18 protein-coding genes are annotated in these 24,897 nt (G+C 73.1%); 7 read left to right on the forward strand and 11 right to left on the reverse strand.

All coding sequences use genetic code 11. From position 1 onward, the window contains the following. Positions 1–20 precede the first annotated feature (20 nt). The 4 genes from CRP49_RS28700 to CRP49_RS28715 form a co-directional block, all read right to left on the reverse strand. Complete coding sequence (locus CRP49_RS28700) at positions 21–6,956, reverse strand: type I polyketide synthase (protein ID WP_097255956.1); 6,936 nt, start codon at positions 6,954–6,956, stop codon at positions 21–23. A gap of 97 nt (positions 6,957–7,053) precedes the next feature. Then, on the reverse strand, positions 7,054–7,911 hold the full coding sequence (locus tag CRP49_RS28705; RefSeq protein ID WP_097255957.1) for a thioesterase domain-containing protein: 858 nt from the start codon (positions 7,909–7,911) through the stop codon (positions 7,054–7,056). Then, positions 7,895–8,161: an acyl carrier protein gene (locus tag CRP49_RS28710; RefSeq protein ID WP_097255958.1), complete on the reverse strand. Its 267-nt coding sequence runs from the start codon at positions 8,159–8,161 to the stop codon at positions 7,895–7,897. The genes CRP49_RS28705 and CRP49_RS28710 overlap by 17 nt, the downstream gene beginning before the upstream one ends. A 511-nt stretch (positions 8,162–8,672) precedes the next feature. Then, complete coding sequence (locus CRP49_RS28715; protein ID WP_257033511.1) at positions 8,673–9,527, reverse strand: helix-turn-helix domain-containing protein; 855 nt, start codon at positions 9,525–9,527, stop codon at positions 8,673–8,675. Between the two features lie 211 nt (positions 9,528–9,738). Here CRP49_RS28715 and CRP49_RS28720 point away from each other — a divergent pair, with 211 nt between their 5' ends. From CRP49_RS28720 to CRP49_RS28730, 3 genes are all read left to right on the forward strand, one after another. Beyond that, the gene (locus tag CRP49_RS28720; RefSeq protein WP_097255960.1) at positions 9,739–10,530 is read left to right on the forward strand and encodes an IclR family transcriptional regulator; all 792 of its coding nucleotides are present in this window, start codon (positions 9,739–9,741) and stop codon (positions 10,528–10,530) included. 183 nt (positions 10,531–10,713) lie between these two features. Beyond that, positions 10,714–11,877: an exonuclease SbcCD subunit D gene (locus CRP49_RS28725; protein WP_097255961.1), complete on the forward strand. Its 1,164-nt coding sequence runs from the start codon at positions 10,714–10,716 to the stop codon at positions 11,875–11,877. Then, a complete protein-coding gene (locus CRP49_RS28730; protein WP_097255962.1) occupies positions 11,874–14,873 on the forward strand; it encodes an AAA family ATPase in 3,000 nt (999 codons plus the stop codon). The genes CRP49_RS28725 and CRP49_RS28730 overlap by 4 nt, the downstream gene beginning before the upstream one ends. Before the next feature lie 70 nt (positions 14,874–14,943). Here CRP49_RS28730 and CRP49_RS28735 read toward each other — a convergent pair whose 3' ends face one another. Continuing rightward, entirely contained in the window at positions 14,944–15,390 is a 447-nt protein-coding gene (locus CRP49_RS28735; RefSeq protein WP_097255963.1) for an Lrp/AsnC family transcriptional regulator, read from the reverse strand. A gap of 94 nt (positions 15,391–15,484) precedes the next feature. On the opposite strand from CRP49_RS28735, the gene CRP49_RS28740 reads away from it, so the two are divergent. Next, entirely contained in the window at positions 15,485–15,958 is a 474-nt protein-coding gene (locus tag CRP49_RS28740) for a rhodanese-like domain-containing protein (RefSeq protein WP_179851777.1), read from the forward strand. Positions 15,959–15,981: 23 nt separating this feature from the next. Next, the gene (locus CRP49_RS28745) at positions 15,982–16,497 is read left to right on the forward strand and encodes an immunity 21 family protein (RefSeq protein WP_097255964.1); all 516 of its coding nucleotides are present in this window, start codon (positions 15,982–15,984) and stop codon (positions 16,495–16,497) included. Between the two features lie 6 nt (positions 16,498–16,503). Here CRP49_RS28745 and CRP49_RS28750 read toward each other — a convergent pair whose 3' ends face one another. The 4 genes from CRP49_RS28750 to CRP49_RS28765 form a co-directional block, all read right to left on the reverse strand. Further along, the gene (locus CRP49_RS28750; protein WP_097255965.1) at positions 16,504–17,733 is read right to left on the reverse strand and encodes a cytochrome P450; all 1,230 of its coding nucleotides are present in this window, start codon (positions 17,731–17,733) and stop codon (positions 16,504–16,506) included. Positions 17,734–17,760: 27 nt separating this feature from the next. After that, the gene (locus tag CRP49_RS28755) at positions 17,761–19,149 is read right to left on the reverse strand and encodes an NAD(P)/FAD-dependent oxidoreductase (protein WP_097255966.1); all 1,389 of its coding nucleotides are present in this window, start codon (positions 19,147–19,149) and stop codon (positions 17,761–17,763) included. Then, a complete protein-coding gene (locus tag CRP49_RS28760) occupies positions 19,139–19,381 on the reverse strand; it encodes a ferredoxin (protein WP_097255967.1) in 243 nt (80 codons plus the stop codon). Before CRP49_RS28760 ends, CRP49_RS28755 begins: the two co-directional genes overlap by 11 nt. A gap of 157 nt (positions 19,382–19,538) precedes the next feature. Beyond that, positions 19,539–20,216 carry a hypothetical protein gene (locus CRP49_RS28765; RefSeq protein ID WP_097255968.1) on the reverse strand — a complete coding sequence of 226 codons (678 nt, stop codon included), beginning with the start codon at positions 20,214–20,216 and terminating at the stop codon, positions 19,539–19,541. A 293-nt stretch (positions 20,217–20,509) separates the two neighbouring features. On the opposite strand from CRP49_RS28765, the gene CRP49_RS28770 reads away from it, so the two are divergent. After that, positions 20,510–21,352 carry an SDR family oxidoreductase gene (locus tag CRP49_RS28770; protein ID WP_097255969.1) on the forward strand — a complete coding sequence of 281 codons (843 nt, stop codon included), beginning with the start codon at positions 20,510–20,512 and terminating at the stop codon, positions 21,350–21,352. A gap of 25 nt (positions 21,353–21,377) precedes the next feature. Here the strand turns inward: CRP49_RS28770 and CRP49_RS28775 are convergent, their stop codons facing one another. Together CRP49_RS28775 and CRP49_RS28780 are read right to left on the reverse strand one after the other, a co-directional pair. Continuing rightward, positions 21,378–23,069 (reverse strand): DUF885 domain-containing protein, encoded by a 1,692-nt coding sequence (locus CRP49_RS28775; RefSeq protein WP_097255970.1) that lies wholly within the window; start codon positions 23,067–23,069, stop codon positions 21,378–21,380. 33 nt (positions 23,070–23,102) lie between these two features. Continuing rightward, complete coding sequence (locus CRP49_RS28780; RefSeq protein WP_094219622.1) at positions 23,103–23,606, reverse strand: Lrp/AsnC family transcriptional regulator; 504 nt, start codon at positions 23,604–23,606, stop codon at positions 23,103–23,105. A gap of 60 nt (positions 23,607–23,666) precedes the next feature. Here CRP49_RS28780 and CRP49_RS28785 point away from each other — a divergent pair, with 60 nt between their 5' ends. Then, positions 23,667–24,866, forward strand: a complete 1,200-nt coding sequence (locus CRP49_RS28785; protein WP_094219664.1) for a PLP-dependent aspartate aminotransferase family protein — start codon at positions 23,667–23,669, stop codon at positions 24,864–24,866. Positions 24,867–24,897: the final 31 nt, after the last annotated feature.

Raw genomic sequence — 24,897 nt, forward strand, 5'->3', positions numbered from 1 at the left:
CCGGCGGTCCGTATGTCGGCTCAGCGGCCCGCGAACTTGGCGGCCAGCTGCGGGGTGGACACGAGGGAGACGTCGGTGAACCGGGACAGCACCCGTCCGTCCGGGGCGCACGCCGTCACCGTGAGACTCGCGGTCGTACCGTTCGCCGACACCGGCTCCACCACCACGACGAACGGTCCGCCGTCCGGCAGCGCCTCGTACAGGTCGACCCGCCCCACCGACATCGGCAGGCTCGCCGTGTCGCGGTACCGGCGCATCCACACCAGCGCGGCCTGCAGCAGCAGATCGGCGGTGCCGGGCGCGTACCGGTCGCTCGTGAACGCGCCGCCGGCGGGCCGGTGTTCGGGCAGGGCGCACTCGACGACCAGCCGGGCCTCGCCGGACTCCAGCACCCGGCGCAGGCCGCGCAGGGACGGGCCGTGGAAGAGGGTGCCGTCGGCGTAGCAGACCTGGGCGTCGCTGCCGCCGCCCAGGGCGGGCAGGCCGGTCAGGGGCCCGGGCCGCTGTCCGGCGGCGGCGCGCAGAAGCACGCGGGCCGCGTAGTGCGGGCGTACGGCACCGTCACCGGTGACCGACCGGATCGCCACGTCCGCCTCGGCGCCGTCCGGCGTCGGGTCGACGGAGAGCTGGAAGCGGCTGCCGTCGAGGCCGCCGTCGAAGACCACGCCCTTGTGGATCACGAAGTCCCGTATCTCCGCGACCGCGGCGCCGGTCAGCCGCTCGACGGCGCCCGCGGCCCAGCCGAGGGCCGCGGCCGCGGGCAGCACCGGAGCGTCCCCGATCACGTGGTCGGCGACCAGCGGCTCGCCGGCCAGGCCGGACAGGTCCCGCTCCAGGACGACCGGGGCCGTGGGCGCGGTGTGCTCCGGCGCCGACAGGGGAGTGGTCGGGCCGAGGACCGTGATCACGTCACCGGACCGCTCGGGCGCGAACTGCTCGGTGAACAGCCGGGTTCCGGTGTCCTCCGGGATGAGGGTGATGCCGCGCTCCTCGAACACCGCCTTGATCTGCGGCGACACCATCCCGCTGTCCCAGGCGCCCCAGTTCAGCGCCGTGACGTGGGCCTCGGGGTGGCTGCGCTTGAACGTGGCGGCCCAGGCGTTCAGCACCTCGTTGGCCATCGCGTAGTCGGACTGCCCGTGGTTGCCGAAGAACCCGGCGACCGACGAGAAGAGCACCACGTGACGCAGCCGCTCGGCCGGTACCGCGGCCACCACGGAGCGCAGACCGCCGAGTTTGACGGCGAAGACCCGGTCGATCTCGGCCGCCTTCTTCGCGCTGATCAACTGGTCCGCGAGGACGCCGGCGCCGTGCACCAGACCGGTGACCCGCTCCCGGTACGGCGCCAGGGCGGCCGCGGTCGCGGCGGCGTCGGTGATGTCCACCGGCAGGTACGCGACCTCGCTGCCCGCCGCCCGGATCCCGGCGAGGGTGTCACGGACCTCGCGCTCACCGATCACCGACTGGTAGAGCTGCTCGACCCGCTTCGGGGTCGGCTTCTCGCCCGCGCTCCTCAGGTGCTCCACGGCGGCGGCCTTCAGCGCGGCCGCGTCGGTCAGGCCGTGTGCCCACTCCGGCTCCTCGCCGAGGGCGGTACGGCCGAGCAGCAGCAGGCCGGGACGGTACGCGGTGGCCAGGGCGGTGGCGCAGCGGGCGGTGATGCCACGCCCGCCGCCGGTGACGACGAGCAGATCGCCGGAGCCGAGCGCGGCGCCGGGAGCGGCGGGCGCGGCCGGCTCCTCGCCGAGCGTCAGACCGACCCGGCGCGCGCCGTCACGGCCCACCTGCACGGGGCCCGCGGCGGCGTCGTACACCTCCTCCAGCACCAGGCCCGCGGCCTCGGCCGCGCCCAGGGCCGGGCTCAGGTCCAGCGCCCGGCAGAAGAGCGTGGGCGCCTCCACCGCGAGGGTCTTCACCAGCCCGCCGACGCCGCCGGCGGGCGCCGCGTCCTCGGCGACACCGCCGTGGCCGAAGGAGCCGTCGAGCCGGGTGACGGTGACGAACGCGGCCCGGTGACCGCTCTGCGCGGCGGCGGTCAACGGGGTCACCGTGTGCTTGGCGATCAGCAGCGTGTGCGCGAGCCGTCGTACACCCTCCGCCCAGGGCAGGTCGTCCGCGGCGGCGAAGACCAGCACGAGACGCAGCGAGCCGGTCACCGACTCCTCGATACGGGCGGCCAGTTCGGTGGCGCCCCAGCCGGTCAGGGCGGTGTCCTGCGCCCCCGTGACGCGCTGCGGCACGCCGGGCAGCCGGAGCACACGCACCTGCCGGCCGGCCTCGCCGAGCCGGGCCGCCGTGGCCGCGGCGACCTCACTGCCGTCGTCGACGACGAGTACGACACCGTCCTGCGGGTACGCCCCGACGAGCTGGTCCGGAACGGGCAACCCGACGAGCGCGGCCTGACCGCGGCCGAGGGCTCCGGGGGCGGGGGTGTCGGCGGCGTCGGTCTCGGCCTTCGGCTCATGCCGAGGCCGGGACGCGGGCTCCGGGCTGCCGGACAGGCCGGTCACGAAGCCCACGATGTCGCTCAGGGTGCGGAGTTCGGCGAGCTGTTCGGGGCCGACGGGGGTGGGGCTGGGGAAGCGTTCCTGGAGGACGCCCATGATCTCGACGCGCTTGATGGAGTCGATGCCGAGGTCGGCCTCGACGTCCATGCCGAGGTCGAGCATGTCGGCCGGGTAGCCGGTCTTCTGCGAGACCACGTCCAGGAGCGCGGCGCGTACGTCGTCCGAGGAGGCGGCGGGGACCGAGGGCTCGGCGGAGGAAGCGGCCGGCGCGGCAGGGGCGTTCAGCTCGAAGACGAAGCCGACGATCTCGTTCAGGGTGCGGAGTTCGGCGAGCTGTTCGGGGCCGACGGGGGTGGGGCTGGGGAAGCGTTCCTGGAGGACGCCCATGATCTCGACGCGCTTGATGGAGTCGATGCCGAGGTCGGCCTCGACGTCCATGTCGAGGTCCAGCGTCTCCGCCGGGTAGCCCGTCTTCTCCGAGACGACACCGAGGAGGGCGGCGGCGATGTCCGCCGTGCCGACCACCACCCGCGGGGCCGTGGCGGCCACGGTGGCCGTGGCCTTGGGCGTGTCGCTCAGCACTCCGCCGAGGCTCAGGACGAAGTCCACGATCTCGCTGAGCGTGCGGAGTTCGGCGAGCTGTTCGGGGCCGACGGGGGTGGGGCTGGGGAAGCGCTCCTGGAGGACGCCCATGATCTCGACCCGCTTGATGGAGTCGATGCCCAAGTCCGCCTCCACGTCCATGTCGAGATCGAGCATGTCGGCCGGGTAGCCGGTCTTCTGGGACACCACGTCGAGCAGCGCGGCCCGTACGTCGTCGGCCGAGGCGCCGGAGGCCGGGTTCTCGGCCGGGGGCACTGCCTGGGTCTCTGCGGGGGTCTCCGCCGTGGGCCGGGCGGGGGGAAGAGCCGCCGGGGCAGGCGCGGTCGGGGGCTCCAGGGCCGCGGGCGCCGGAGCGGCGGGAGCCTCGGGCAGCGCCGCCACCGCTGTTGCGGGCGCGGGGGCTACGACCGCGGGGGTCTCGGCGACCGGGGCTGCCACCGGGGCGGCGGCGCCGTACTCCAGGGCCGCCAGGTCCCGCAGGATCTCGTTGGCCCGCAGATGCGTGCGCCCGATCGCGAGGCCGTGCTCCTTGACGGAGGCGACGCCCGGGAGGACCTCGTCGACGCGGCCCTGCTCGTCGGCCCGCTCCAGCAGCCCCATCAGGCGCTGGGCGCTGGACAGCTGACCGCTGAGGTAGTCGTCGTGCAGGGCCAGGTGGTCGGCGAGCAGCCCGGCGAGCCGGTCGTCGGGCGCGGGGGCCCGGTGTTCCTCTGCCATGAACTCGTTCTCCAGGACGTCCAGTGGGGCGGGCTGCGCCAGGGGCGCGGCCGGCGGGGCGGGGGGCCGTTCGACCGGCGTGACCTGCTGGGCGACGGGGTGCGGCGCGGGAGGCGTGGCGGCCGCGGGGGCCGGGACGACCGCCGGGGTGGCGACAGCCGGGGGAGCCGGGGAGGCCGACACGGTCGGGGCCGTGGAGGCGGTCGTGACCGGCGCCAGGGAGCCGGCCGTCGCCGGGGCCGGAGAGAAGGCCGTCGCGGGGGCCTGAGCGTCGGCCACCGTCGGCAGCGAGACCCGGTAGCCGTTCTCCACGGCCTCCCGGTAGGCGGCCCGCCGGGCCTCGGGCACGTGGTTGATGCCGTTGAGCGGCACGGTCATGCCCTTGACCGGCTCCTCGTGCGGCGGCTCGGCCACATAGCGGTCCGCGACGGCCAACGGCACGCCCAGGACGGCCAGTTGGGCCACGGCACGCTTCAGCGTCAGCTCGGCGTCGCCCTTGTCGCCCGGGTCGAGCTGCACGGCGAAGTGCTCGCGCTCGCCGAGGATGCGACGGACCAGCTGCGTCAGCACGCCCTTCGGGCCGAACTCGACGAACGTGCGGAAGCCCGCCGCGTACATCTCCTCGATCCGGTCGGCGAACTCGACCGGCTTGACCAGCTGCTCCACCAGGGTGCGCCGGTTGGCGTCGGCGTCCGGGCCGTACGAGGCGCCCGGCGAGTCGGCGAACACCGGGCGGCGTGGCTCGCCCACCTCGGCGTCGGCCACCCGCCGCCCGAACTCCTCCACGGCGTGGGCGACGAACGGCGTGTGGAAGGCCGCGGACACCGGCAGCCTGAGTGCTCGTATCCCGGCCGCGCCGGCCGCCTCCACCAGGCGCTCCACGGCCTCGGTGGCGCCGCCCACCACGACCTGGTCGGGGGCGTTGCGGTTGCAGACGGTCAGCTCCGGGTGCGCGGCGAGCAGCTCGCGCACCTGCTCCTCGGCGGCGCTGACGGCGGCCATGGCGCCGGCGTCGAAGTCCGGGTCCGCGGGCGGTGCCATCGCCGCACCCCGGGCCCGGGCCAGGGCGAAGTACGTGTCGTCGTCGAGGGCCCCGGCGGCCCACAGCGCGGCCAGCTCGCCGAAGCTGTGGCCGAGGAACCCGTCGGCGGCGAAGCCCAGTTCGGTCAGGTAGCGGAAGTGGCCGGCCGCCAGCGCGCCGATCGCGGGCTGGGCGTACTCGGTGCGCCGCAGGGCCGTCTCCTGGGCGGTGCGGGTCGCCTCGTCGAAGGCGGGCGGCGGGAACGCGACGCGGGACAGCGGGAGTTCGTGCCCGGCGAAGGCCGCGTTCGCCCGGTCGAAGGCCTCCCGCAGCGGTGGCAGCGCGAGCACCGCCGTGCGGCCGGGCTCGACGTACTGGCTGCCCTGCCCGGCGAAGAGCGCGCCCACCTTGCCGGTGGGGGCGGCGGACCGGCGGAAGTAGACGCCCTTGGGGTGCGACCAGGACTCGGCAGACGGCTTGGCGCGCAGCTCGGCCGCGGCCAGGGCGCGCAGCTCGGCGAGTTCGGCGTCGCTGCCGGCGACCAGGGCGAGCCGGGGATGATCCGCCGGAGCGGTTTCGGTACGGGGCTCCCCGCCCTCGCCGACCGCCCGCACCAGCTGCTCAATGTCAGGGGCATGCCACATGAACACCCGGTTCACGGGGAACATCACCCGGAGGTCGGAGCCGTCGCCGAACTCCTCCATCACCACATGGAAGTTGGTGCCGCCGAAGCCGAACGACGACACGCCCGCCCTCCGCTGCGGCCGGGCCGGGTCGAGGATCCAGGGCCGGGTACGGGTGCCGACGTAGAACGGGCTCTCGGCCCAGTCGAGCGCCGGGTTCGGCCGGTCCACGTTGATGGTGGGCGGCAGCAGCTTGTGGTGCAGCGCCAGCGCCAGCTTGATCATCCCGGCCGCGCCCGCCGCCGCCTTGGTGTGGCCGATCTGCGACTTCACACTGCCGACCGCCGCGAACTGCCGCTCCTTGGTGAACTCCGACACGACCGCCGACAGCGCCGACAGCTCGGTCGCCTCACCGACCGCCGTACCCGTGCCGTGCGCCTCGAACAGCTCGACGGAGGCCGGGGAGCAGTCCGCGTCCTCGTAGGCCCGGCGCAGCGCGGTCATCTGCCCCTCCTTGCGGGGGGCGTAGATGGACTTGAAGCGGCCGTCGCTGGAGGAGCCGATGCCGCGGAGCACGGCGTAGATCCGGTTGCCGTCCCGCTCGGCGTCGGCGAGCCGGCGCAGCGCCAGCATGCCGATGCCCTCACCGATGAGCGTGCCGTCGGCGTCCCCGTCGAACGGGCGGATACGGCCCTTCTTGGAGAACGCGGGCGTCTTGCTGAAGCACAGGTACATGAAGATGGTGTTCTCGGCGTCGCAGCCGCCCACCAGCATCGTGTCCGAGCGCCGCTCCAGCAGGTCGCTGACCGCCGCCTTGACCGCGCCGAGCGAGCTGGCGCACGCCGCGTCGATCGTCATGTTGGTGCCGCCGAGGTCCAGGCGGTTGGCGATACGGCCGGCGACGACGTTGCCGAGCATGCCGGGGAAGGAGTTCTCCTCCCAGGGCGCGAAGGCCAGCTTGAACTTCTCAGCGATCTCCTCCGCGTCCCGCTCGGACAGCCCGCAGGAGCGGACGACCTCCTTCAGGACCGGCGTCTGGAGCCGGGCGGTCAGCGGCTGGGTGAGCTGGTTGGCGCCGGTCACGCCCAGCACGACACCGGTGCGCGAGGCGTCGTACCAGTCCTGGTCGGCGCCCGCGTCCTTGAGCACGTCACGGGCGACGACGAGGCTCAGCAGCTGCAGCACGTCGGTGACTTCGAGGGTGTTGGGCGGCAGCCCGAACTCCAGCGGGTTGAACGGGACGGTGGGGATGAAGCCGCCGCGCTTGGCGTACGTCTTGTCGGGTGCGGCGGGGTCGGGGTCGTAGTGCTCCGACACGTCCCAGTGGGTCGCGGGCACGTCCTCGATGCAGTCGGCCGCGGAGACGACGTTGGCCCAGAACTCGCGCAGATCACGCGACTTGGGGTACAGGGCGGACAGGCCGACGATCGCGATCGGATCCCGGGCGAGCCGGCGATCGAGGTCGGAAGGGTGCGAAGCGTTCACGGCGAGGCTCTCTTGGTCGGAACGGCGGGGCCCGTGGGGGTATGGCCCGGATCGGTTCGGGACCTGCGGGTGCGCGTGGAAGAGGAGCGAGGCAGGTTCAGGCTGCGTGCAGCAGCGGGGCGATCACACCGAGGGAGTCGGGTCGGCTGAGCATCGTGTAGTGGTCGCCCGGACAGCCGTACCGGGTCAGACCGTGCGGGGCGAGCGGTGTCCAGCCGAGGGTGGGGTCGTCCGGGACGAGGCTGCGCTCGGCCTGCACCAGCACCACGGGAAGCGGTGCGGGGTCGGGCCGGTAGGGGGCCGTCAGCCGGTTGTTGCGCAACAGCCCGTCCACGTAGGTGTCGTAGAGCTTGCGCAGGCCCGGCAGCGGGGTGCCCGGGAGCAGGGCCCCGGCGGCGACGGCGGCGTCGAGCACGACGGGCAGTCCGTCGTCCGCCCCGCGGCCTGTGAGCGCCGCCTGGTCGAGCCCGATCGGCTTGCCCCGCTTGGCCCCCAGGTACATGGCGAACCAGCCGAGGAGCAGGTCGGGTTCGAGCGCCTCGTCGGGCTGCTTGTACTCCTCGGTGGGCGCGATGCTGTCGAGGAGCACCAGGCGCTCGGGGCGCCGTTCGGCCGGCATCGCCCGGGTCATGGCCAGGGCGAGCACACCGCCGAAGGACCAGCCCGCGAGCGTGTACGGCACCCGGACCGGCTCCATCGCGGCGAGCAGCCGGCCGGCCAGGGCCGCCACGGTCGTGTCGGCCCGGCCGCCGTTCAGTGCCGCCTGCGCGTACTCGTCGAGCGCGCCCAGGTCCAGTACGGTCAGCCCGTCGCCCTCGGGCAGCGCGTCGGCCAGGCCCCGGTGGACCTGCGCCGCGAGCGCGCCGGGATGGACGACGTAGACGGTGCGGCGGCCGGCCGCGGCGGCCCTGAACTCCAGGGCGACCGGCGGCCGTCGGTCACGCGGCGGTCGCACGCCGGTCGCTCTCCTCGGCCAGGTAGGACGCCAGGTCCTTGATGGTCGGGTGGTACCAGAGCGTCGTCGTGCTCAGCTCGAAGCCGAGCCAGTTCTCCAGCTCGCCCGCGAGAATGAGCGCCTCGGTCGAGTCGAGGTCCAGCTCGTCGAAGTACACCTCGCGCGAGACCTCGCCCGGCGCCACGCCGAGGCGGTGGGCGATCTTCTCGATCAGCCAGGTCTCGGCCTCGGGAGCGGTCACTACGGCCATGGTGGGTCGTCCTTCCTCAGGCGCGACTCCGGGGCATCCGGAGGCGCGTGCGGTTGATGGGGGGCGTGCACCGGCCCGTCGTGCTCGGGGCATACGGGCACACGGCGGCGCGTCGACCCGTACGGGTGCACGACGGCCGTTTCACGATGCGGTGCGTATGACCCCGCGGCCGACCGGGTTTCCGCCCGGTCGGCGGGGTTCGAACCCGGAACGTCGGCCCAGAAGTCGGGCCGGCCGGGGAAACGGGGGAGATTTGAGCGGTGTTCTTCTTTGGGGGGTTTCCACTGCCGGGGAGGGCAGAAAACAACTCGTCAGTAATCTGGCGGGTGGTCAGGTCGAGCGATGGTCAGGTCGGTCTTTCTGGTATAGACCTGCAGGTCCACGGTGTCTTCGAGTGGCCGCCCGAAGCACGCAGGCACAGTCTTGCCAGCTTCCGGATTCCCGAACAACCGCTCTTCCAGAGAGTGGAAAGAAATCCTGGTTACGGGAGTTGACGTGGTGGTCGACTGCGTTACCGGAAGGTGAAATGTCCCCCGGAATCGAGGGATTCGGGCTGGCTGAGGGTCCGCGCGTCCCGCCGGAATGCCCCGGGTGCCATATTCACGCGCCGCCCGAAGAACTTGCCGAAGTTGGTGACCTCGGAGAAGCCGAGATGGCGGGCGATGGCGGCGATGGGCAGGTCCGTGTGGACCAGCATCCGGCGCGCCTCGAGCGCGACCCGGGCGTCGATCACGTCCTTGGCGGACGTACCGGCGATGGCGCGGCAGGCCCGGGACAGCGCGCGCGTACTGCAGTTGAGCCTGGTGGCGTAGTCCTCGACCAGCCGCGTTGAGCGGTAGGCGACCTCCAGCTCCTGCCGGAACCGGACGAACAGCTCGCCCGCCTCACCGCTCGGAGCACCGTCGTGGGCGTCGTCGTGGCGCACGCGGCACACCTCGTCGACGCGTAAGAGCACCACGGCCAGCAGATGCTTGAGCACCTGCTCGCCCATGCCCCGGTCGGGCCGCTCGAACTCCTTCTGAAGATGTGTCAGTACCTGCTGGAACAGCGGCAGTTCGGCGTCGGTGAGCTGCCACTGCCAGGGGCGCAGCACATCGTCCAGCAGTCCGAGGCCGGCGTGCATCGGCAGCGGGAACGACTCGGTGAACATGAGGATTTCGGCCTCCATGTCGTCCGGGAACGACTGGATCACCTGGTTCGGCCGGGTCCACAGCAGCGTGCCCGCGGAGCACGGTATGCAGGTGGAGTCGACGGAATATCGCCCGTGGCCCTTCGTCACCAGCATGATCTGGTGGAATTCGAGCCGATGCGGAGCGGTGAGGAGGCTCAGGGGCGCCCGTGCGCGCACGTCGCGCAGCGTCGACATCGCGATACCGAGGCCTGGTCGGCAGATCGGGGTGTACGGGACGACAGGGATCGGTAACGAAGAGAAATCGACCATGAACGTTCCGAGATCGACCTTCCTAGAGCTGCTTGAAGACTTGATGATAGCGGTGGCCGCCCGTCACCGGTTCACGCCTGGTGTCAGCACGAGTAATCAAGCACCCCTGACCTGCAGGTGAAGGGAACTGAACGGGATGACCACCTCCCACTCCGGCGCCCCCGAGCGCTCCGTCGTCGACCGGACGCTGAGCATTCTCGGCGCCTTCGACCGCGACAACCGCACCCTGACCCTGACGGACATCAGCCGGCGCTCCGGGCTGCCGGTCGCCACTGTTCACCGCATCGTCAACAAGCTCACCGGCTGGGGAGCCCTGGAACGGTGCTCCGACGGTCTCTACAGCATCGGCCTGCGACTGTGGGAGACGGCCGTACTGGCCCCGCGCGGCTCGTCACTGGCCGAGGCCGCCCAGCCGCACCTGGTCGAACTGCACAGACAGACCTCGCTCGGGGCGACGATCGCCATCCGTGACGGCGCGGAGAGCGTCTGCCTGTCCATCATGAGCAACCAGGCCGACCTCGCGGAGCTGTACGGCCATCCGGGCGGCCGACTGCCGCTGCACGCGTCCTCGGTGGGCCTGGTGCTGCTCGCCCACGCGGGCGCGTCCGTGCGCAGCGCGATCTGCGCCGGACCGCTGCCCGCGTACACGCCCGCCACGATCACGGACGGCACCGCACTGGGGCGCACCCTCGTCCGGATCAGACGCGAGGGGCACGCGCTGGTCCGCAACACGCTCACCGAGGGGCGGGGCGGGCTCGCCGTCCCGGTGCGCGACGGCCGCGGAGCCGTCGTCGCCGCCGTGGGGGCGGTGGGCCACGTCGACCTCGTCCAGCCGGTCCGACTGCTGCCGCACGTCCGCGCCGCGGCCGAGGCCATCGCCCGGAGCGTCCGGTCGTGCGGCTGGCGGGATGTGGAGGTCGGCACATGATTTTTATGGATATCAGGGACAATTCCGGGCGCCCCGGGCGTGGCGGCCGGGCGCACATCGAGATCCGTGGTGGATCAGGTGCGCCGAGGCATTAGCGTGGTGGGTGCTGTGCGCGAGCCTGTCCGGGTTCGTGCGGGTCCTTGAGGTGCTGGATGGGGTAGGCGTGCAGGTCGGAGCGGTGTCGTGAGAGTGCTGCACACATCCGACTGGCATCTCGGCCGGGCCTTCCACCGGGTGAACATGCTCGGGGCCCAGGCCGACTTCATCGGTCACCTCGTGACCACCGTGCGCGAGCACGCGGTGGACGTGGTGGTCGTGTCCGGGGACGTGTACGACCGCGCGGTGCCCCCGCTCGCCGCGGTCGAGCTGTTCGACGACGCCCTGCACCGCCTCGCCGGCCTCGGCGTGCCCACGGTGATGATCTCAGGCAACCACGACTCGGCCCGCCGCCTCGGCGTCGGCGCCGGACTCATCGACCGCGCCGGCATCCATCTGCGCACCGAGCCGTCCGCCGCCGGCACCCCGGTCGTGCTCGCGGACGCCGACGGCGACGTGGCCTTCTACGGCCTGCCGTACCTCGAACCGGCCCTGGTGAAGGACGAGTTCGCGGTGGAGAAGGCCGGTCACGAGGCCGTGCTCGCCGCCGCCATGGACCGCGTCCGCGCCGACCTCGCCACCCGCACGCCGGGCACCCGGTCCGTCGTCCTCGCCCACGCCTTCGTCACCGGCGGCCAGGCCAGCGACAGCGAGCGGGACATCACCGTCGGCGGCGTGTCCGCCGTACCCGCCGGGGTCTTCGACGGCGTCGACTACGTGGCGCTCGGACATCTGCACGGCTGCCAGACGATCACCGAGCGCGTGCGCTACTCGGGCTCCCCGCTCGCGTACTCCTTCTCCGAGGCCGACCACCGCAAGAGCATGTGGCTGATCGACCTGGCCGCCGACGGCTCGGTCACCGCCGAGCGCCTCGACTGCCCGGTGCCGCGCCCGCTGGCCCGCGTCCGGGGCACCCTGGACGACCTCCTCGCCGACCCCGCTCTCGCCCGCCACGAGGACGCCTGGGTCGAGGCCACCCTCACCGACCAGGTCCGCCCGGCCGACCCCATGGCCCGGCTCACCGAGCGCTTCCCGCACACCCTCAGCCTGGTCTTCGACCCGGAACGGGCCCCGGACGCCCCCGAGGAGTCGTACGCCCGGCGCCTGGCCGGCCGCAGCGACCAGCAGATCGCCCAGGACTTCGTGGCCCATGTGCGCGGCGCCGGGCCCGACGAGCAGGAGGCGGCCGTGCTCCGGGAGGCCTTCGACGCGGTACGCGCCGACGACGCGGTGCGGGAGGTGGCCCGGTGAGGCTGCACCGGCTCGACATCACCGCCTTCGGGCCCTTCGGCGGCTCGCAGACCGTCGACTTCGACGCGCTGTCCGCCGCCGGCCTCTTCCTGCTGCACGGCCCCACCGGCGCGGGCAAGACCTCCGTCCTGGACGCCGTCTGCTACGCGCTCTACGGCTCCGTGCCCGGCGCCCGGCAGAGCGGCCAGGGCATGCACCTGCGCAGCGACCACGCCGAGGCGGGCACCCGCACCGAGGTCCGGCTCGAACTCACCGTCGCCGGACGCCGGTTGGAGATCACCCGGCAGCCGCCGTGGGAACGGCGCAAGCTGCGCGGCACGGGCACGACCGTCGACAAGGCCCAGACCTGGCTGCGCGAGTACGACGCCACGGCCCGCGCCTGGAAGGACCTCAGCCGCTCCCACCAGGAGATCGGCGAGGAGATCACCCAGCTGCTCGGCATGAGCCGCGAGCAGTTCTGCCAGGTCGTCCTGCTGCCCCAGGGCGACTTCGCCCGCTTCCTGCGCGCCGACGCCGGCGCGCGCGGCCAGTTGCTCGGGCGCCTGTTCGACACCCAGCGTTTCGCCGACGTGGAGAAGCGGCTCGCCGAGCGCCGGAAGGCGACCGAGGCCCGGGTACGGGAGGGCGACGCCGCGCTCCTCGCCGACGCGCACCGCATGCAGCAGGAGGCGGGCGACGCGATGGAGCTGCCCGAGCTGAGCCCCGGCGAGCCGGGCCTGGCCGAGGCCGTCCTCGGTGCCGCGGCCGTGGCCCGCAGCACCGCGCGGGAACGCCTCACCGTCGCCCACTGCCGCCTGTCCGCCGCCGAGTCCGGCCACGCCGCCGCGCAGCGCACCCTGGACGAGGCACGCGAACTCGCCCGGCTGCAGGGCCGGTTCGCCGAGGCCCGGCAGCGGGCCGAGCGCCTCCAGGAGCGGGCCGACGCCCATCGGGAGGCGCGGGAGCGCATGGAGCGCGGCCGCAAGGCCGAGGCGGTCGCACCCGCGCTGGAGCTGCGCGAGACCACCGAGGACGAGCACCGCCGGGCCGCCCGGGCCGAGGCGCACGCACGCGGGATGCTTCCCGACTCCTACGCCGAGGCCGGCGCGGCCGGACTGGCCTCCGCCGCCCGCCGGGCCGCCGAGGAGCTGGGCGGCCTGGACGCGGCCCGGCGCGCCGAGCGGCGGCTCGCCGAACTGGTAGACGAGCGGGCCGGGTTGGACCGGCAGGAGCGTGCCGACGAGGACGTCCTGCGCGAGGCCGACGCCTGGCTCGCCGAGTGGGACGCCAGGCGCGGGGCCCTGCAGTCCCGCATCGAGTCCGCCCAGGAGGCGGCCACCCGCGCCGAACAGCTCGCCGTCCAGCGCGAACCCGCACGACGCCGCCTGAACGCGGCACGGACCCGGGACGAGCTGGCCGCCGACCTGGAGGAGGCACAGCACCGGGCCCTAGCCTCCGGACAACGCGCCCTGGACGCCCGCGCCCACTGGCTGGACCTCAAGGAACAGCGCCTGAACGGCATCGCCGTGGAACTGGCGGCGCACCTCACCGACGGTGAACCCTGCGCCGTCTGCGGAGCCACCGAACACCCCGCCCCGGCCCGCAAGGTCGCCGGACACGTCGACCGCGAGACCGAGGAGCGCGCCCTCGCCGCCCAGCAGCGCGCCGAGGAACAGCACACCGAGGACGAACGGCGCCTCGGCGTCGTACGCGAGGCCCTGGCCGCGGCCACGGCCGAGGCGGGCGACACTCCTACGGCCCAACTCGCAGCTCATGCTGATGAGTTGGAACAGGACTACGCACACGCCCGTCGGGACGCCTCCGCCCTGCATGCCGTCCAGGAGGAGCTGCGGCGGGCCGAGCACGAGCGCGAGCGGCGCCAGGCCGACCGCCAGCAGGCCGCCGTACGGACCGCCTCCCGGCTCACCCGCCGCGAGACCCTGGAACGCGAACAGGTCACCCTGGAGCAGGAGTTGACACAGGCGCGCGGATCGGCGGCCAGCGTGGCCGCCCGCGCCACCCAACTGGAGCGACAGGCGGCACTGCTCACCGAAGCCGCCGACGCCGCCCGCTCCGCCGAGGACGCCACCCAGCGCCTCAAGGACGCCGACGCCCGCCTCGCCGACGCCGCCTACCGGGCCGGCTTCGACACCCCGCAGGCCGCGGCCGCCGCCCTCCTGGACGACGCGGCTCACCGAGACCTCCAACACCGCCTGGACGCCTGGAAGTCGGAGGAGGCCGCCGTACGCGCCGTGCTGGCCGAAGCCGACACCGCGGCCGCCGCCCAGCAGCCGCCCGCCGACCTCGCAGCGGCGGAGCGGGAGGCGGCCGAGGCGGAACGGCGGCTGCGCGAGGCCGCCTCCGCCCGCGACGCGGCCGCCCGCTGCGGCACCGAGCTGGATCGCCTCTCCGCCCGCGCCACCCGGGGCGTCCGCGGGCTCGCCCCCCTGCGCGCGGAGTACGACCGGGTGGCCCGCCTGGCCGCGCTCACGGCGGGCACCTCCGCCGACAACGAACGCAGGATGCGCCTGGAGTCGTACGTCCTGGCGGCCCGCCTGGAGCAGGTCGCCGCCGCCGCGACCGTACGGCTGCAGCGCATGTCCTCCGGCCGCTACACCCTCGTCCACTCCGACGACCGCACCGGACGGGGCCGCAGCGGGCTCGGGCTGCACGTGGTGGACGCCTGGACCGGCCGTGAGCGGGACACCGCCACCCTGTCCGGCGGCGAGACCTTCTTCGCCTCCCTCGCCCTGGCCCTGGGCCTCGCCGACGTCGTCACCGACGAGGCCGGAGGCGTCCGCCTCGACACCCTCTTCATCGACGAGGGCTTCGGCAGCCTCGACGACCAGACCCTGGACGAGGTCCTCGACGTCCTCGACTCCCTCCGCGAACGCGACCGCAGCGTCGGCATCGTGAGCCATGTGGCCGACCTGCGCCGCCGGATCCACGCCCAACTCGAGGTCGTGAAGGGCCGGTCGGGGTCGTCGCTGCGGCAGCGGGGCGCGGACGGCCCGTGAGCCCACCGTGCCGGCGGACTCGCGGTTCCACCACGCCTTCACCGCCACTCGACCGCGGTCGATGGCCAGGTCAGCGGCCCAGTGGACGGCGCGGCAGGGGTGAGGAGTACACCACGCTCGTGGTCACCGAACCCAGCGTGCCGATCCTGCCGGAGATCTCCTCCAGGTGTGGCATCGAGCGCGCGGCGACCTTGATGACGAAGCAGTCGTCGCCGGTGACGTGGTGGGCCTCGAGGATCTCGGGGGTCGCCGCGACCAGGTCGTGGAAGGGCTTGTAGTTGCCGTTCGGGTAGCGGAGGCGGACGAACGCGAGGATCGGGAGGCCGAGGCGCTCGGGGTCCACGACCGCCGCGTACCCCTGGATGACACCGGCCTCCTCCAGCCGGCGCACCCGTTCGGTGACCGCGCTCGGTGACATGGAGACGGCGCGCGCCAGCTCGGCGTAGCTGGCGCGGCCCTCGCGCTGGAGGACGTCGAGGATGCGCCAGTCGGTGGCGTCCGGGGAATACACGGTCATCCCGGATGAATAGCAGGGGAATCCCCGGCCGATCAAGGGGAACCCCGGGGATCGTCACTTCAGGGAGCCGGGCGATGGTCATAGATTTTTGGCCATGATCACCAACACCGTGAACCCCGTCCTGCGGGTCGCCCCCGCCGCCCCCGCCGAGGCCGCCGCCTACTTCCGGGCCAGCCTCGCCTTCCACGCCGACGTCTCCGACGTGGCCGCCGCGCTCGCGGCCGACGGTGACCCCGGCTTCGTCGTGCTCGACTCCCGCTCCACCGAGTCCTGGGACCAGGGGCACGTCCCGGGCGCGATCCACCTGCCCACCGCGCTCATCCCCGAGCAGGCCGAGCAGCTTCTCGACAAGTCCGTGCCGGTCGTGACGTACTGCTGGGGCCCCGGCTGCAACGGCGCCACCCGCGCCGCCCTCGCCCTGGCCGAACTCGGCTACCAGGTCAAGGAGATGCTGGGCGGCTTCGAGTACTGGGCGCGGGAGGGCTTCGCCTACGAGACCTGGCAGGGGCCGGTGCGCCGGGACGCCGACCCGCTGACGGCGCCTGTGGACGGCGAGTGCGGCTGCTGACACCGCCCGTGTAGGTTCTGCCCATGGCTCGATACGCGGATCCAGGCGCACTGGAGTGGGTGGAGTCGGGCGGCGGCCCGCTGATAGCCGTACCGGAGACGGTGCTGCCCTTCTGGGCGGGCGCCGACAGCGAGGAGTTCGCCACGGACTACGACCGCGCGTGCGAGGTCGACGGTTACGTCGGCCTGCTCCCGGTCGGCGACAGCGCGGCCCTCGTCTTCGGCGACGAACCCGCCTCCACCTCCTATCTGCCCGACCACGGCACCTTCGTGCGCTGGTCCGCCGCGAACTCCGAGAGCGAGCTGCTGGCCCAGATCCCCGGCGCGCTCGACGCGGCCGTGTGGGAACACGAGATCCGGTGGAACGTGCCCGGCCCGGTGGTGCTGTTCGACTCGGCCTGGCCGGGCGGCGCGGCGGAGGGCACGGAGCACCTGCGCGTCCCGCTGGAAGCGGGGCCGTACGCGGTGCGCGCCGCCTATGCCCAGCCCGGCCCGGAGACCTGGGTCGGCCTGGTCCAGCTGAGAAGGCTTGCGGACTGAGCCCGGTCAGCGCAGTCCGTCGAAGGTGATGTTCAGGTGGCGCGGGCCGCGCAGCACCGCGTTCGGCCGGTACGGCGGCGGGTCCTCGACGAGGCGGGGGTTCTCGAGCCGCCGGGCCAGCTCGGACAGCGCGATCTGGGCCTCCAGCCGGGCCAGCGGAGCACCGAAGCAGCTGTGGATGCCGCTGCCGAAGCCGAGGTGCTCGATGTCCTCGCGGTCAGGGTCGAAGCGGTCGGGGTCCTTGAACCGCTCCGGGTCACGGTTGCCGGCGGCGAGCACCAGCCAGATGCGGGAGCCCTTCGGGATGGTGACACCGCGCACGTCGATGTCGGTGATGCAGGTGCGTTGCGGCAGGAGCTGTACTGGCGGCTCGTAGCGCAGCAACTCCTCGATGATCTTCACGGACAGGCCCGGGTCGGCGCGCAGCCGCTCGAGGTACTCCGGGTGGCGCAACAGCGTGAGCATGCCGTTGGTGATCAGGTTGACCGTCGTCTCGTGGCCCGCGATGAGCAGCAGCACCGCGGTGCTGAGCACTTCCATCGTGGTCATGGAGCCATCCGGACCCTGGCTGTTCACCAGGTCGGACAGCATGTCGTCGCGGGGTTCCCGGGCGCGCTGCTCCACCAGCCCGTTCAGGTACATGCCGAGCTGCAGTCGTGCGTCCTGTGCGGTCTTCATGGACTGGGCGCCCGTGCGGGCGTCCGGGTCCAGGCCGGCGACGATGGGGTCCACCCAGGAACGGAAGCGGGGCTCGTCCTCGCGCGGCACGCCCAGCAGTCGGCAGATGACCGTGACCGGGAAGGGGTAGGCGAACTGGTCGACCTCGTCGATCTGCCGCGCGTCCCCGAAGCCGTCGATCAGTTCGGTGACGATGCGCTCGAGTTCAGGGCGCATCGACTCGATCCGGTGCGGCCGGTGCGGCGGCCCGAAGGAGCTGTTGGCCATCCGCCGCAGCCGGTCGTGCTCCGGCGGGTCGAGCCGGATGAAGCTCGGCGGCAGACCCGTCGGCTCCGGCCCGGACAGCTCGTCGTCGCCCGCGGCGGTGACGTTGCTCTCGTCGGAGCTGATGCGAGGGTCGTGGAGCAGGTTCTCGATGTCCCAGTACGAGCTGATGACGTACGGACCGCCCTCCTCCTCGTGCAGCACCGGGGTCTTGCGGAGCTCCTCGTACAGCGGATACGGGTTGGCGCGGTTCGCGTAGTCGGTGATCTGGCGCAGGAGCGAGGCGTGCGTCATGCGGGGTCCTTGGGGCGTGAAGGTCCGTCAGTGGGCCGGGGTGAAGACCAGCTGCCGGTCGGTCGGTGAGTAGCCGCTGAGGGTCACGGTCGGGCCGTGGGTCGGCAGGGACGGGTCGGGGAAGTCGGCCGGGACCGGCTGGCGGCCCTCGGGACGGCGGTCCACCGTCGGGTACTCCACCGGGAACGGCGCACCCCGCTCGATCTCCCGCTGGTAGAACTCGAGCCAACGGGTGTTGTCGAAGCTCACGGCGGCGATGATCCGGCCCTGGAACCCGTAGACGCCGACGAAGCGGCGTTCGGCCAGGGAGCCCTGTGTGATCATGATCTGCTCGCCCATGGGCGGGACACCGACGGACTTGATGTTCACGCGGAACTGCGACGACCAGAAGGCGGGCACCCACAGGTGCGGGCGGCGGTCGCTGCTGGGGCTGATCATGTTGTGCGCGGCGATCTCGGCCTGCGCGACGGCGTTGCCCCAGTGTTCGAGGGAGAGGAACTGGTAGCCGAACAGCGCGTGCGGGGACCGGGCGACGTCACCCGCGACGAAGACGTCGTCGGTGACGATGCCCCGGAAGTCGAAGGCGCGGCACCCCGCGTCACAGGCGATGCCCCGGGGGCCCGCACCGAGCCCCGACCCGGTCAGCCACTCGGTGTTGCGCATGGAGCCGAGCGAGACGACCACCAGGTCCGTCTCGACGACGCTCTCGTCGGACAGATGGGCGGCCTTCACCCGGCCCACCGAGTCGCCCTCCAGGCCGGTGACCATGACACCGGTGCGCAGGTCGACACCGTTCTCGTGGTACAGCTCCGCGGACACCGAGCCGATCACCCCGCCGAGGGCTCCCACCAGGGGCCCGCCCGCGCGTTCGGCCACGGTGACCGCGAGGCCCATCTCCCGGCAGGCCGAGGCGATCTCCGACCCGGCGAACCCGGCGCCGATGATGAGGACGCGGCGCGGCCCCGCCTTCAGCCGCCGGTACAGGGCGGCCGCGTCGCCCCGGGTCCGCAGCACGAAGACGCCGTCCAGCTGCGCCTCCGCCTCCTTCGGCCAGGGCCGGGCGCGCACACCGGTCGCGATCAGCAGGCGGTCGTACTCGACCTCGTCCCCGTCGGCCAGCCGCACCCGCTTGGCGGTCATGTCGAGGGCGGTCGCCGGGACTCCCAGGCGCCACTTCGCGTCGATCTCGCGGCGCCGGGGCAGCTCGGTGTGGAGCGGGTCCGCTTTGCCCAGCAGGACCGCCTTGGACAGCGGCGGCCGGTCGTACGGCTCGTACGGCTCGTCCCCGATCAGGGTGAGTTCCCCGGCGAAGCCCTCGGCGCGCAGGGTCTCGGCGGCCCGCAGGCCGGCCAGCGAGGCGCCCACGATCACGATCCGGCCCTCGCGCCTGAGCCAGTCCAGGTAGTCAGCGGGCATCGGACGCCTCCCGGCCGGACGCGGCGCTGTCACCGGCGCCGTCCAGACCGTCGGCAGTGATCGCCTGCACCGGGCAGGCGGCGACGGCACGCGCCACCCGCTCCCGCTGCTCCTCCTCCGCCCGCGGGTTGTACACCAGCGACTCCTCGCCGTGCATGGCGAAGACGTCGGGCGCGAGGAACGCGCACTGGGCGTACCCCTGACACTTGTTGAGATCGACGACGAGCCGCATCGACGCTCCGCCCCTTCCGGTGGCCAGGTCCGGTGCACACCACCGCGTCTCGCGTGGGCATCTCCGGACGGCGGTCATGTCCCGCTCGCCAGCATGCGAGCGGCGACGGGGGCCGCGCGCGCTCAGGCACGCCGTTCGAGTGAAGGGCACCGCGGGGTCACGCGGACGCCGTGAGGCGTGACCTGGTGCGACCGCTCGCCACGATGATGTAGACGCTGAGCACCAGCGACCAGGCGGGGAAGACCAGCTCCGCCCAGGGGACGTTCGACGAGACGAAGAGCAGGGTCAGGGCGGTGAGGAAGCCCAGCACCGAGAGCCAGCGCGGGAGCACGCCGAGGCGGTGCCCGATCACCGACATCGAGCACACGAACACGGCCGCCATCCGCATCGCGTACCCCGTCATCAGCGTGTACGCGAAATTACGGCCGAAGTCCCAGGTGGACGGCCCGGGACTGGCACCGGCGGGGTGCGCGACGGCCAGTACGGCACCGGCCGCCGCCGCGGCGCCGAACATCGTGGCGGTGAAGACCAGCCCGCTGCCGAGGAAGACGGTCGCGAGGAACTTGTCCTCGACCGCCCCGACGTGGGCCCGGACGGCGCCGACGAACCACAGGAAGAAGATGCCGGCGAACGGTACGAGTGCGAGTGCGGTCTTCACCGCGCCTTGCCGAGCGGAGTCCGTGAACCCCTGAGCGGTGACCGCGTCGGCCCCTTCGGGAATCCCCAGCCGGATCAGCACGATCGCCGCCGACAGCAGCAGCGCGAAGACCACTCCGGCCAGCCCGGCGGCCCGCGGGGTCTCCATCACCTCCTGACCCGGCCCCTTTCCCTGCATGGCGGCCCGCCTCCTCCGATTCGCCCTTCGGCACCAGCAAGCCGCCTCACCACGGGCTCCGCCACCGGGGGGCGGCCGTACGGCCGAACGGGGACGGTCCGGCGGGGCGCGGTGCAACGGCACACGCTCCGCGCCCGGTCCGAGAACCCGGCTTCCAGGGAGCCCGGCCCGGTCGGCCGGACCACCGGGCCGCGCGCAGCGCCCGCGTGCCGGGGCACGGCTCATCCCCGTCCCGCCACGGTGTCTCTTATTCCCTCGCGCTCGGCCCGGCGGACTCCGTACCGTGCTCGTCCATGCCCACTTCCCCGCACCCCGCCCCCGAGGAACTGCGCCGCGACCCCCTGCCCCTGCGCGGCCGCACCGCGCTCGTCACCGGGGCCAGCAGGCGTGCCGGTATCGGGCATGCGGTGGCCCGGCGGCTGGCCGCGTACGGGGCGAGCGTCTATCTGCATCACCATGTGGCGCACGACACCGCGATGCCCTGGGGCGCCGACAGCCCCGAGGCCGTCGCCGACTCCGTGCGCGAGGTGCTCGGCGATGCCGGGGCGCGCGTCGCCTCGGGACCCGGCGACCTGTCCGACCCGGCGGTACCGGCCCGGCTGATCGACGCCGTCGTGGCGGAGTTCGGGCGGCTCGACATCCTCGTCGCCAACCACGCCCTGAGCGGGTCCGACGGCACCCTGGACGAGATCGGCGCCGCGATGCTGGACGCCCACTGGGCGGTGGACACCCGCTCGGTGCTGCTGCTCGTCCAGGCGTACGCCCGCTCGCGCGCCCGGCTGCCGAAGGGCACCCCCGGCGGGCGCGTGGTGATGATGACCTCCGGACAGGACATGGCGGGCGGGATGCCCGGCGAGATCGCCTACGCCCTGCAGAAGGGCGCCCTCGCCTCGATCACCCGTTCCCTGTCCACCACGCTCATCGAGCACGGCATCACCGTGAACACGGTCAACCCCGGTCCCGTGGACACCGGTTACGCCACCGGCGAGGCCCATGCGGCCGTGGCCGCCCGGTTCCCCGCCGGGCGCTGGGGCGTGCCCGACGACCCGGCCCGGCTCATCGCGTGGCTGGCCACGGACGAGGCGGGCTGGGTCACCGGCGAGGTCGTCAACTCCGAGGGCGGCTTCCGGCGTTGAGCCCTCCGTGGAGACCTGGGGCAGGTCAGAGCTGGGACAGCTCGTCCAGCAGGTCGTCCAGGCCCAGGGAACCCTGCGACAGGGCCGCCATGTGCCAGGCCTTCAGATCGAAGGCGTCGCCGTGCCGCGCACGGGCGTTCTCACGGCCCCGCAGCCAGGCCCGCTCGCCGAGCTTGTAGCCGATCGCCTGGCCCGGAATCGTCAGGTACCGGGTCAGCTCGCTCTCCACGAAGTCCGCCGGCCGGCTGCTGTGCGCGCCGAAGAACTCCTCGGCCAGCTCCGGCGTCCAGCGCTCACCGGGGTGGAACGGCGAGTCCGCCGGGATCTCCAGCTCCAGGTGCATGCCGATGTCGACGATCACCCGGGCCGCCCGCATCATCTGCGCGTCCAGGTAGCCGAGCCGCTGCTCCGGGTCGGTCAGGTAGCCCAGCTCGTCCATCAGCCGCTCCGCGTACAGTGCCCAGCCCTCCGCGTTGGCGCTGACCCCGCCGACCGTGGCCTGGTAGCGGGAGAGGTCCTTGGCGACGTGCGTCCACTGCGCGAGCTGGAGGTGATGCCCGGGCACGCCCTCGTGGTACCAGGTCGACACCAGGTCGTACACCGGGAACCGGGTCTGCCCCATGGTCGGCAGCCAGGTCCGGCCGGGCCGCGAGAAGTCCTCCGACGGGGGCGTGTAGTACGGGGCCGCGGCACCGCCGGGCGGGGCGATGCGCGACTCCACCTTCCGCACCCGCTCGGCGAGTTCGAAGTGCGTGCCGTCCAGATCCTCGATGGCCTTGTCCATCAGGCCCTGCAGCCACTCCCGGACCTCGTCGACACCCTCGATGTGCCGGCCGTGCTCGTCCAGGTGCCCGAGCGCCACCCACGGGGTCTCGGCCCCGGGCACGATCTTCTCCGCCTCCTGCCTCATCTCGCCGAGGATGCGGTGGAACTCCGACCAGCCGTACGCGTACGCCTCGTCCAGGTCCAGGTCGGTGCCGTTGAAGTAGCGGGCCCAGCGCGCGTACCGCTCGCGGCCCACCGTGTTCGGGGCGCCCTCGATGGTCGGCGCGTACACGTCCCGCATCCAGTCGCGCAGCTCCACCAAGGCGGCGGTCGCCGTGCGGGCCGCCTCGTCCAGCTCCGCGCGCAGTGCGTCCGGACCGGCCGAGGCGAAGTCCTCGTACCAGCCGCGGCCCTTGCCGTCGGTGTCCGACCACTCGGTGAGCTGCTCGACGAAGGTCGCGGTCGGCCGCGGCGCCGCGTACAGCTTGCGCTCCAGACCGAGCGCCAGGGACTTCCGGTAGCCCGCGAGGGCCCCCGGCACCGCGCGCAGCCGCTCGGCGATCGCCGCCCAGTCCTCCTCCGTCTGCGTCGGCATGACCGTGAAGACGTCCCGCACCGAGTGGCCGGGCGTGCTCATGTTGCCGACCGCGCGCAGGTGCTCGTCGGCCTCGTGCACGGCCAGCTCGGCGGTCAGCCGTTCCCGCAGCAGCCGTCCGCAGCGACGCTCGACGTCACTGTCCGCACCGGGCTGCCGCTCGGCCTCGTCGAGCCGGGCGAGGGTGGTCCGCGCCAGCTCCGCGAGGGCCTCCTGACCCTCGGGCGAGTAGTCGGGCAGCCTGCTCGAACTCTCCTTCACACCGAGGTAGGTGCCGGTGACCGGGTCGAGGGCGATGAGGTCGTCCACATAGGTGTCGGCGACCTGGCGGGGCAGCGGGCTCTGGATCTCAGACATGCCGCCCATCCTCATACGGGGACTATGCCTGCGTCACCCAGGTATCCGTGATTCAGCTCTGGGCGTGGCCGGAGGCAGCAGCGGCCCGCAGTCCCACTGCTGGAAGATCAACCGGGTCTCCACCCGGGCCACTTCCCGGTGCGCCGTGAACTCGTCCAGCACCAGCCGCTGCAGATCGGCCATGTCCGCCACGGCCACATGCACCAGATAGTCGTCGGGCCCGGTCAGATGGAACACGGTCCGCGACTCCGGCAGCGCCCGGATCCGCTCCACGAACGGCCCGACCAGCTCTCGCCTATGCGGTCTGACCTGCACCGACAGCAGGGCTTCCAGGCCGCGTCCCAGCTTCGCCGGATCCAGCCGCAGCTGATGGCCGAGGATCACGCCCGCGCGGCGCAGCCGGGTCACCCGGTCCAGACAGGTCGACGGCGCCACGCCCACCTGCGCCGCGAGATCGCGATAGGTGGTCCGGGCGTCGTTCTGCAGCAGCCGCAGCAGGTGAAGATCCACCGGATCCAGTACGACGGATTCAGCCATTGGCCGAACGTAGCACGGTGTTCGATTCCGATGACCCGTCCGGTGTTCAACCTTCCGCCCATGGACACAGCGAGCACGGGTGCCTACGACGCCGTACGCACCGCATCGAGAGCACTGGCCACCGAGGCCGTGCACGCCGGCCGCGACGACCTCGCCCGGCAGGGCCTGCACGCCCCGCCCATCGACCTGTCCACGACGTACCCGTCCTACGACAGCCGTGGCGAGGCCGCCCGCATCGACGCCTTCGCCACCGACGGCGCCGACCCGGTCGGCCCGCCGATCTACGGCCGCCTCGGCAATCCCACCGTCGCCCGCTTCGAGACCGCCCTGGCCAGGCTGGAGGGCACCGAGTCCGCCGTCGCCTTCGCCAGCGGCATGGCGGCGCTCAGCGCGGTCCTGCTCGCCCGCTCCGCCATGGGCCTGCGCCATGTCGTGGCGGTACGACCCCTGTACGGCTGCAGCGACCATCTGCTGACCGCCGGGCTCCTCGGTACCGAGGTGACCTGGACCGACCCGGCCGGCATCACCGACGCCCTGCGCGCCGACACCGGTCTGGTGATGGTCGAGTCCCCGGCCAACCCCACGCTCGCCGAACTCGATCTGCGGGCCATCGCCCACGCCTGCGGCTCGGTCCCGCTGCTCGCCGACAACACCTTCGCCACGCCCGTCCTGCAGCGGCCCGCCGAACACGGCGCACGGCTGGTGCTGCACAGCGCCACCAAGTACCTCGGCGGCCACGGTGACGTGCTCGCCGGTGTGGTGGCCTGCGACGAGGAGTTCGCCGGACAGCTTCGGCAGATACGTTTCGCCACGGGCGGTGTCCTGCATCCGCTGGCCGGATATCTGCTGCTCAGGGGCCTGTCCACGCTGCCGGTGCGGGTCCGGGCCGCTTCCGCGAACGCCGCCGAACTGGCCCGTCGGCTCGCCGCCGACCCGCGGGTGGCCCGCGTCCGCTATCCGCGCCTGGGTGGTGCGATGGTCGCCTTCGAGGTCCACGGCGACCCGCACGAGGTGATCTCGCGGGTCCGGCTGATCACCCCGGCGGTCAGCCTGGGCAGCGTGGACACCCTCATCCAGCATCCCGCCTCCATCAGCCACCGCATCGTCGACGCCGACGACCGGCGCGGCGCCGGGGTGAGCGACCGGCTGCTGCGGATGTCGGTGGGCCTGGAGGACGTCGACGACCTGTGGGCGGACCTGGATCACGCCCTGGGGGAGCGGACCGCGACGCCGATGGCGCTGCAGGAAGCCGTGCGCTGACGGGGTTGCGCACGACAACGGCCCGGCGGGA

The sequence above is a fragment of the Streptomyces sp. Ag109_G2-15 genome, assembly GCF_900215565.1.
GTDB classification, from domain to species: domain Bacteria; phylum Actinomycetota; class Actinomycetes; order Streptomycetales; family Streptomycetaceae; genus Streptomyces; species Streptomyces diastatochromogenes.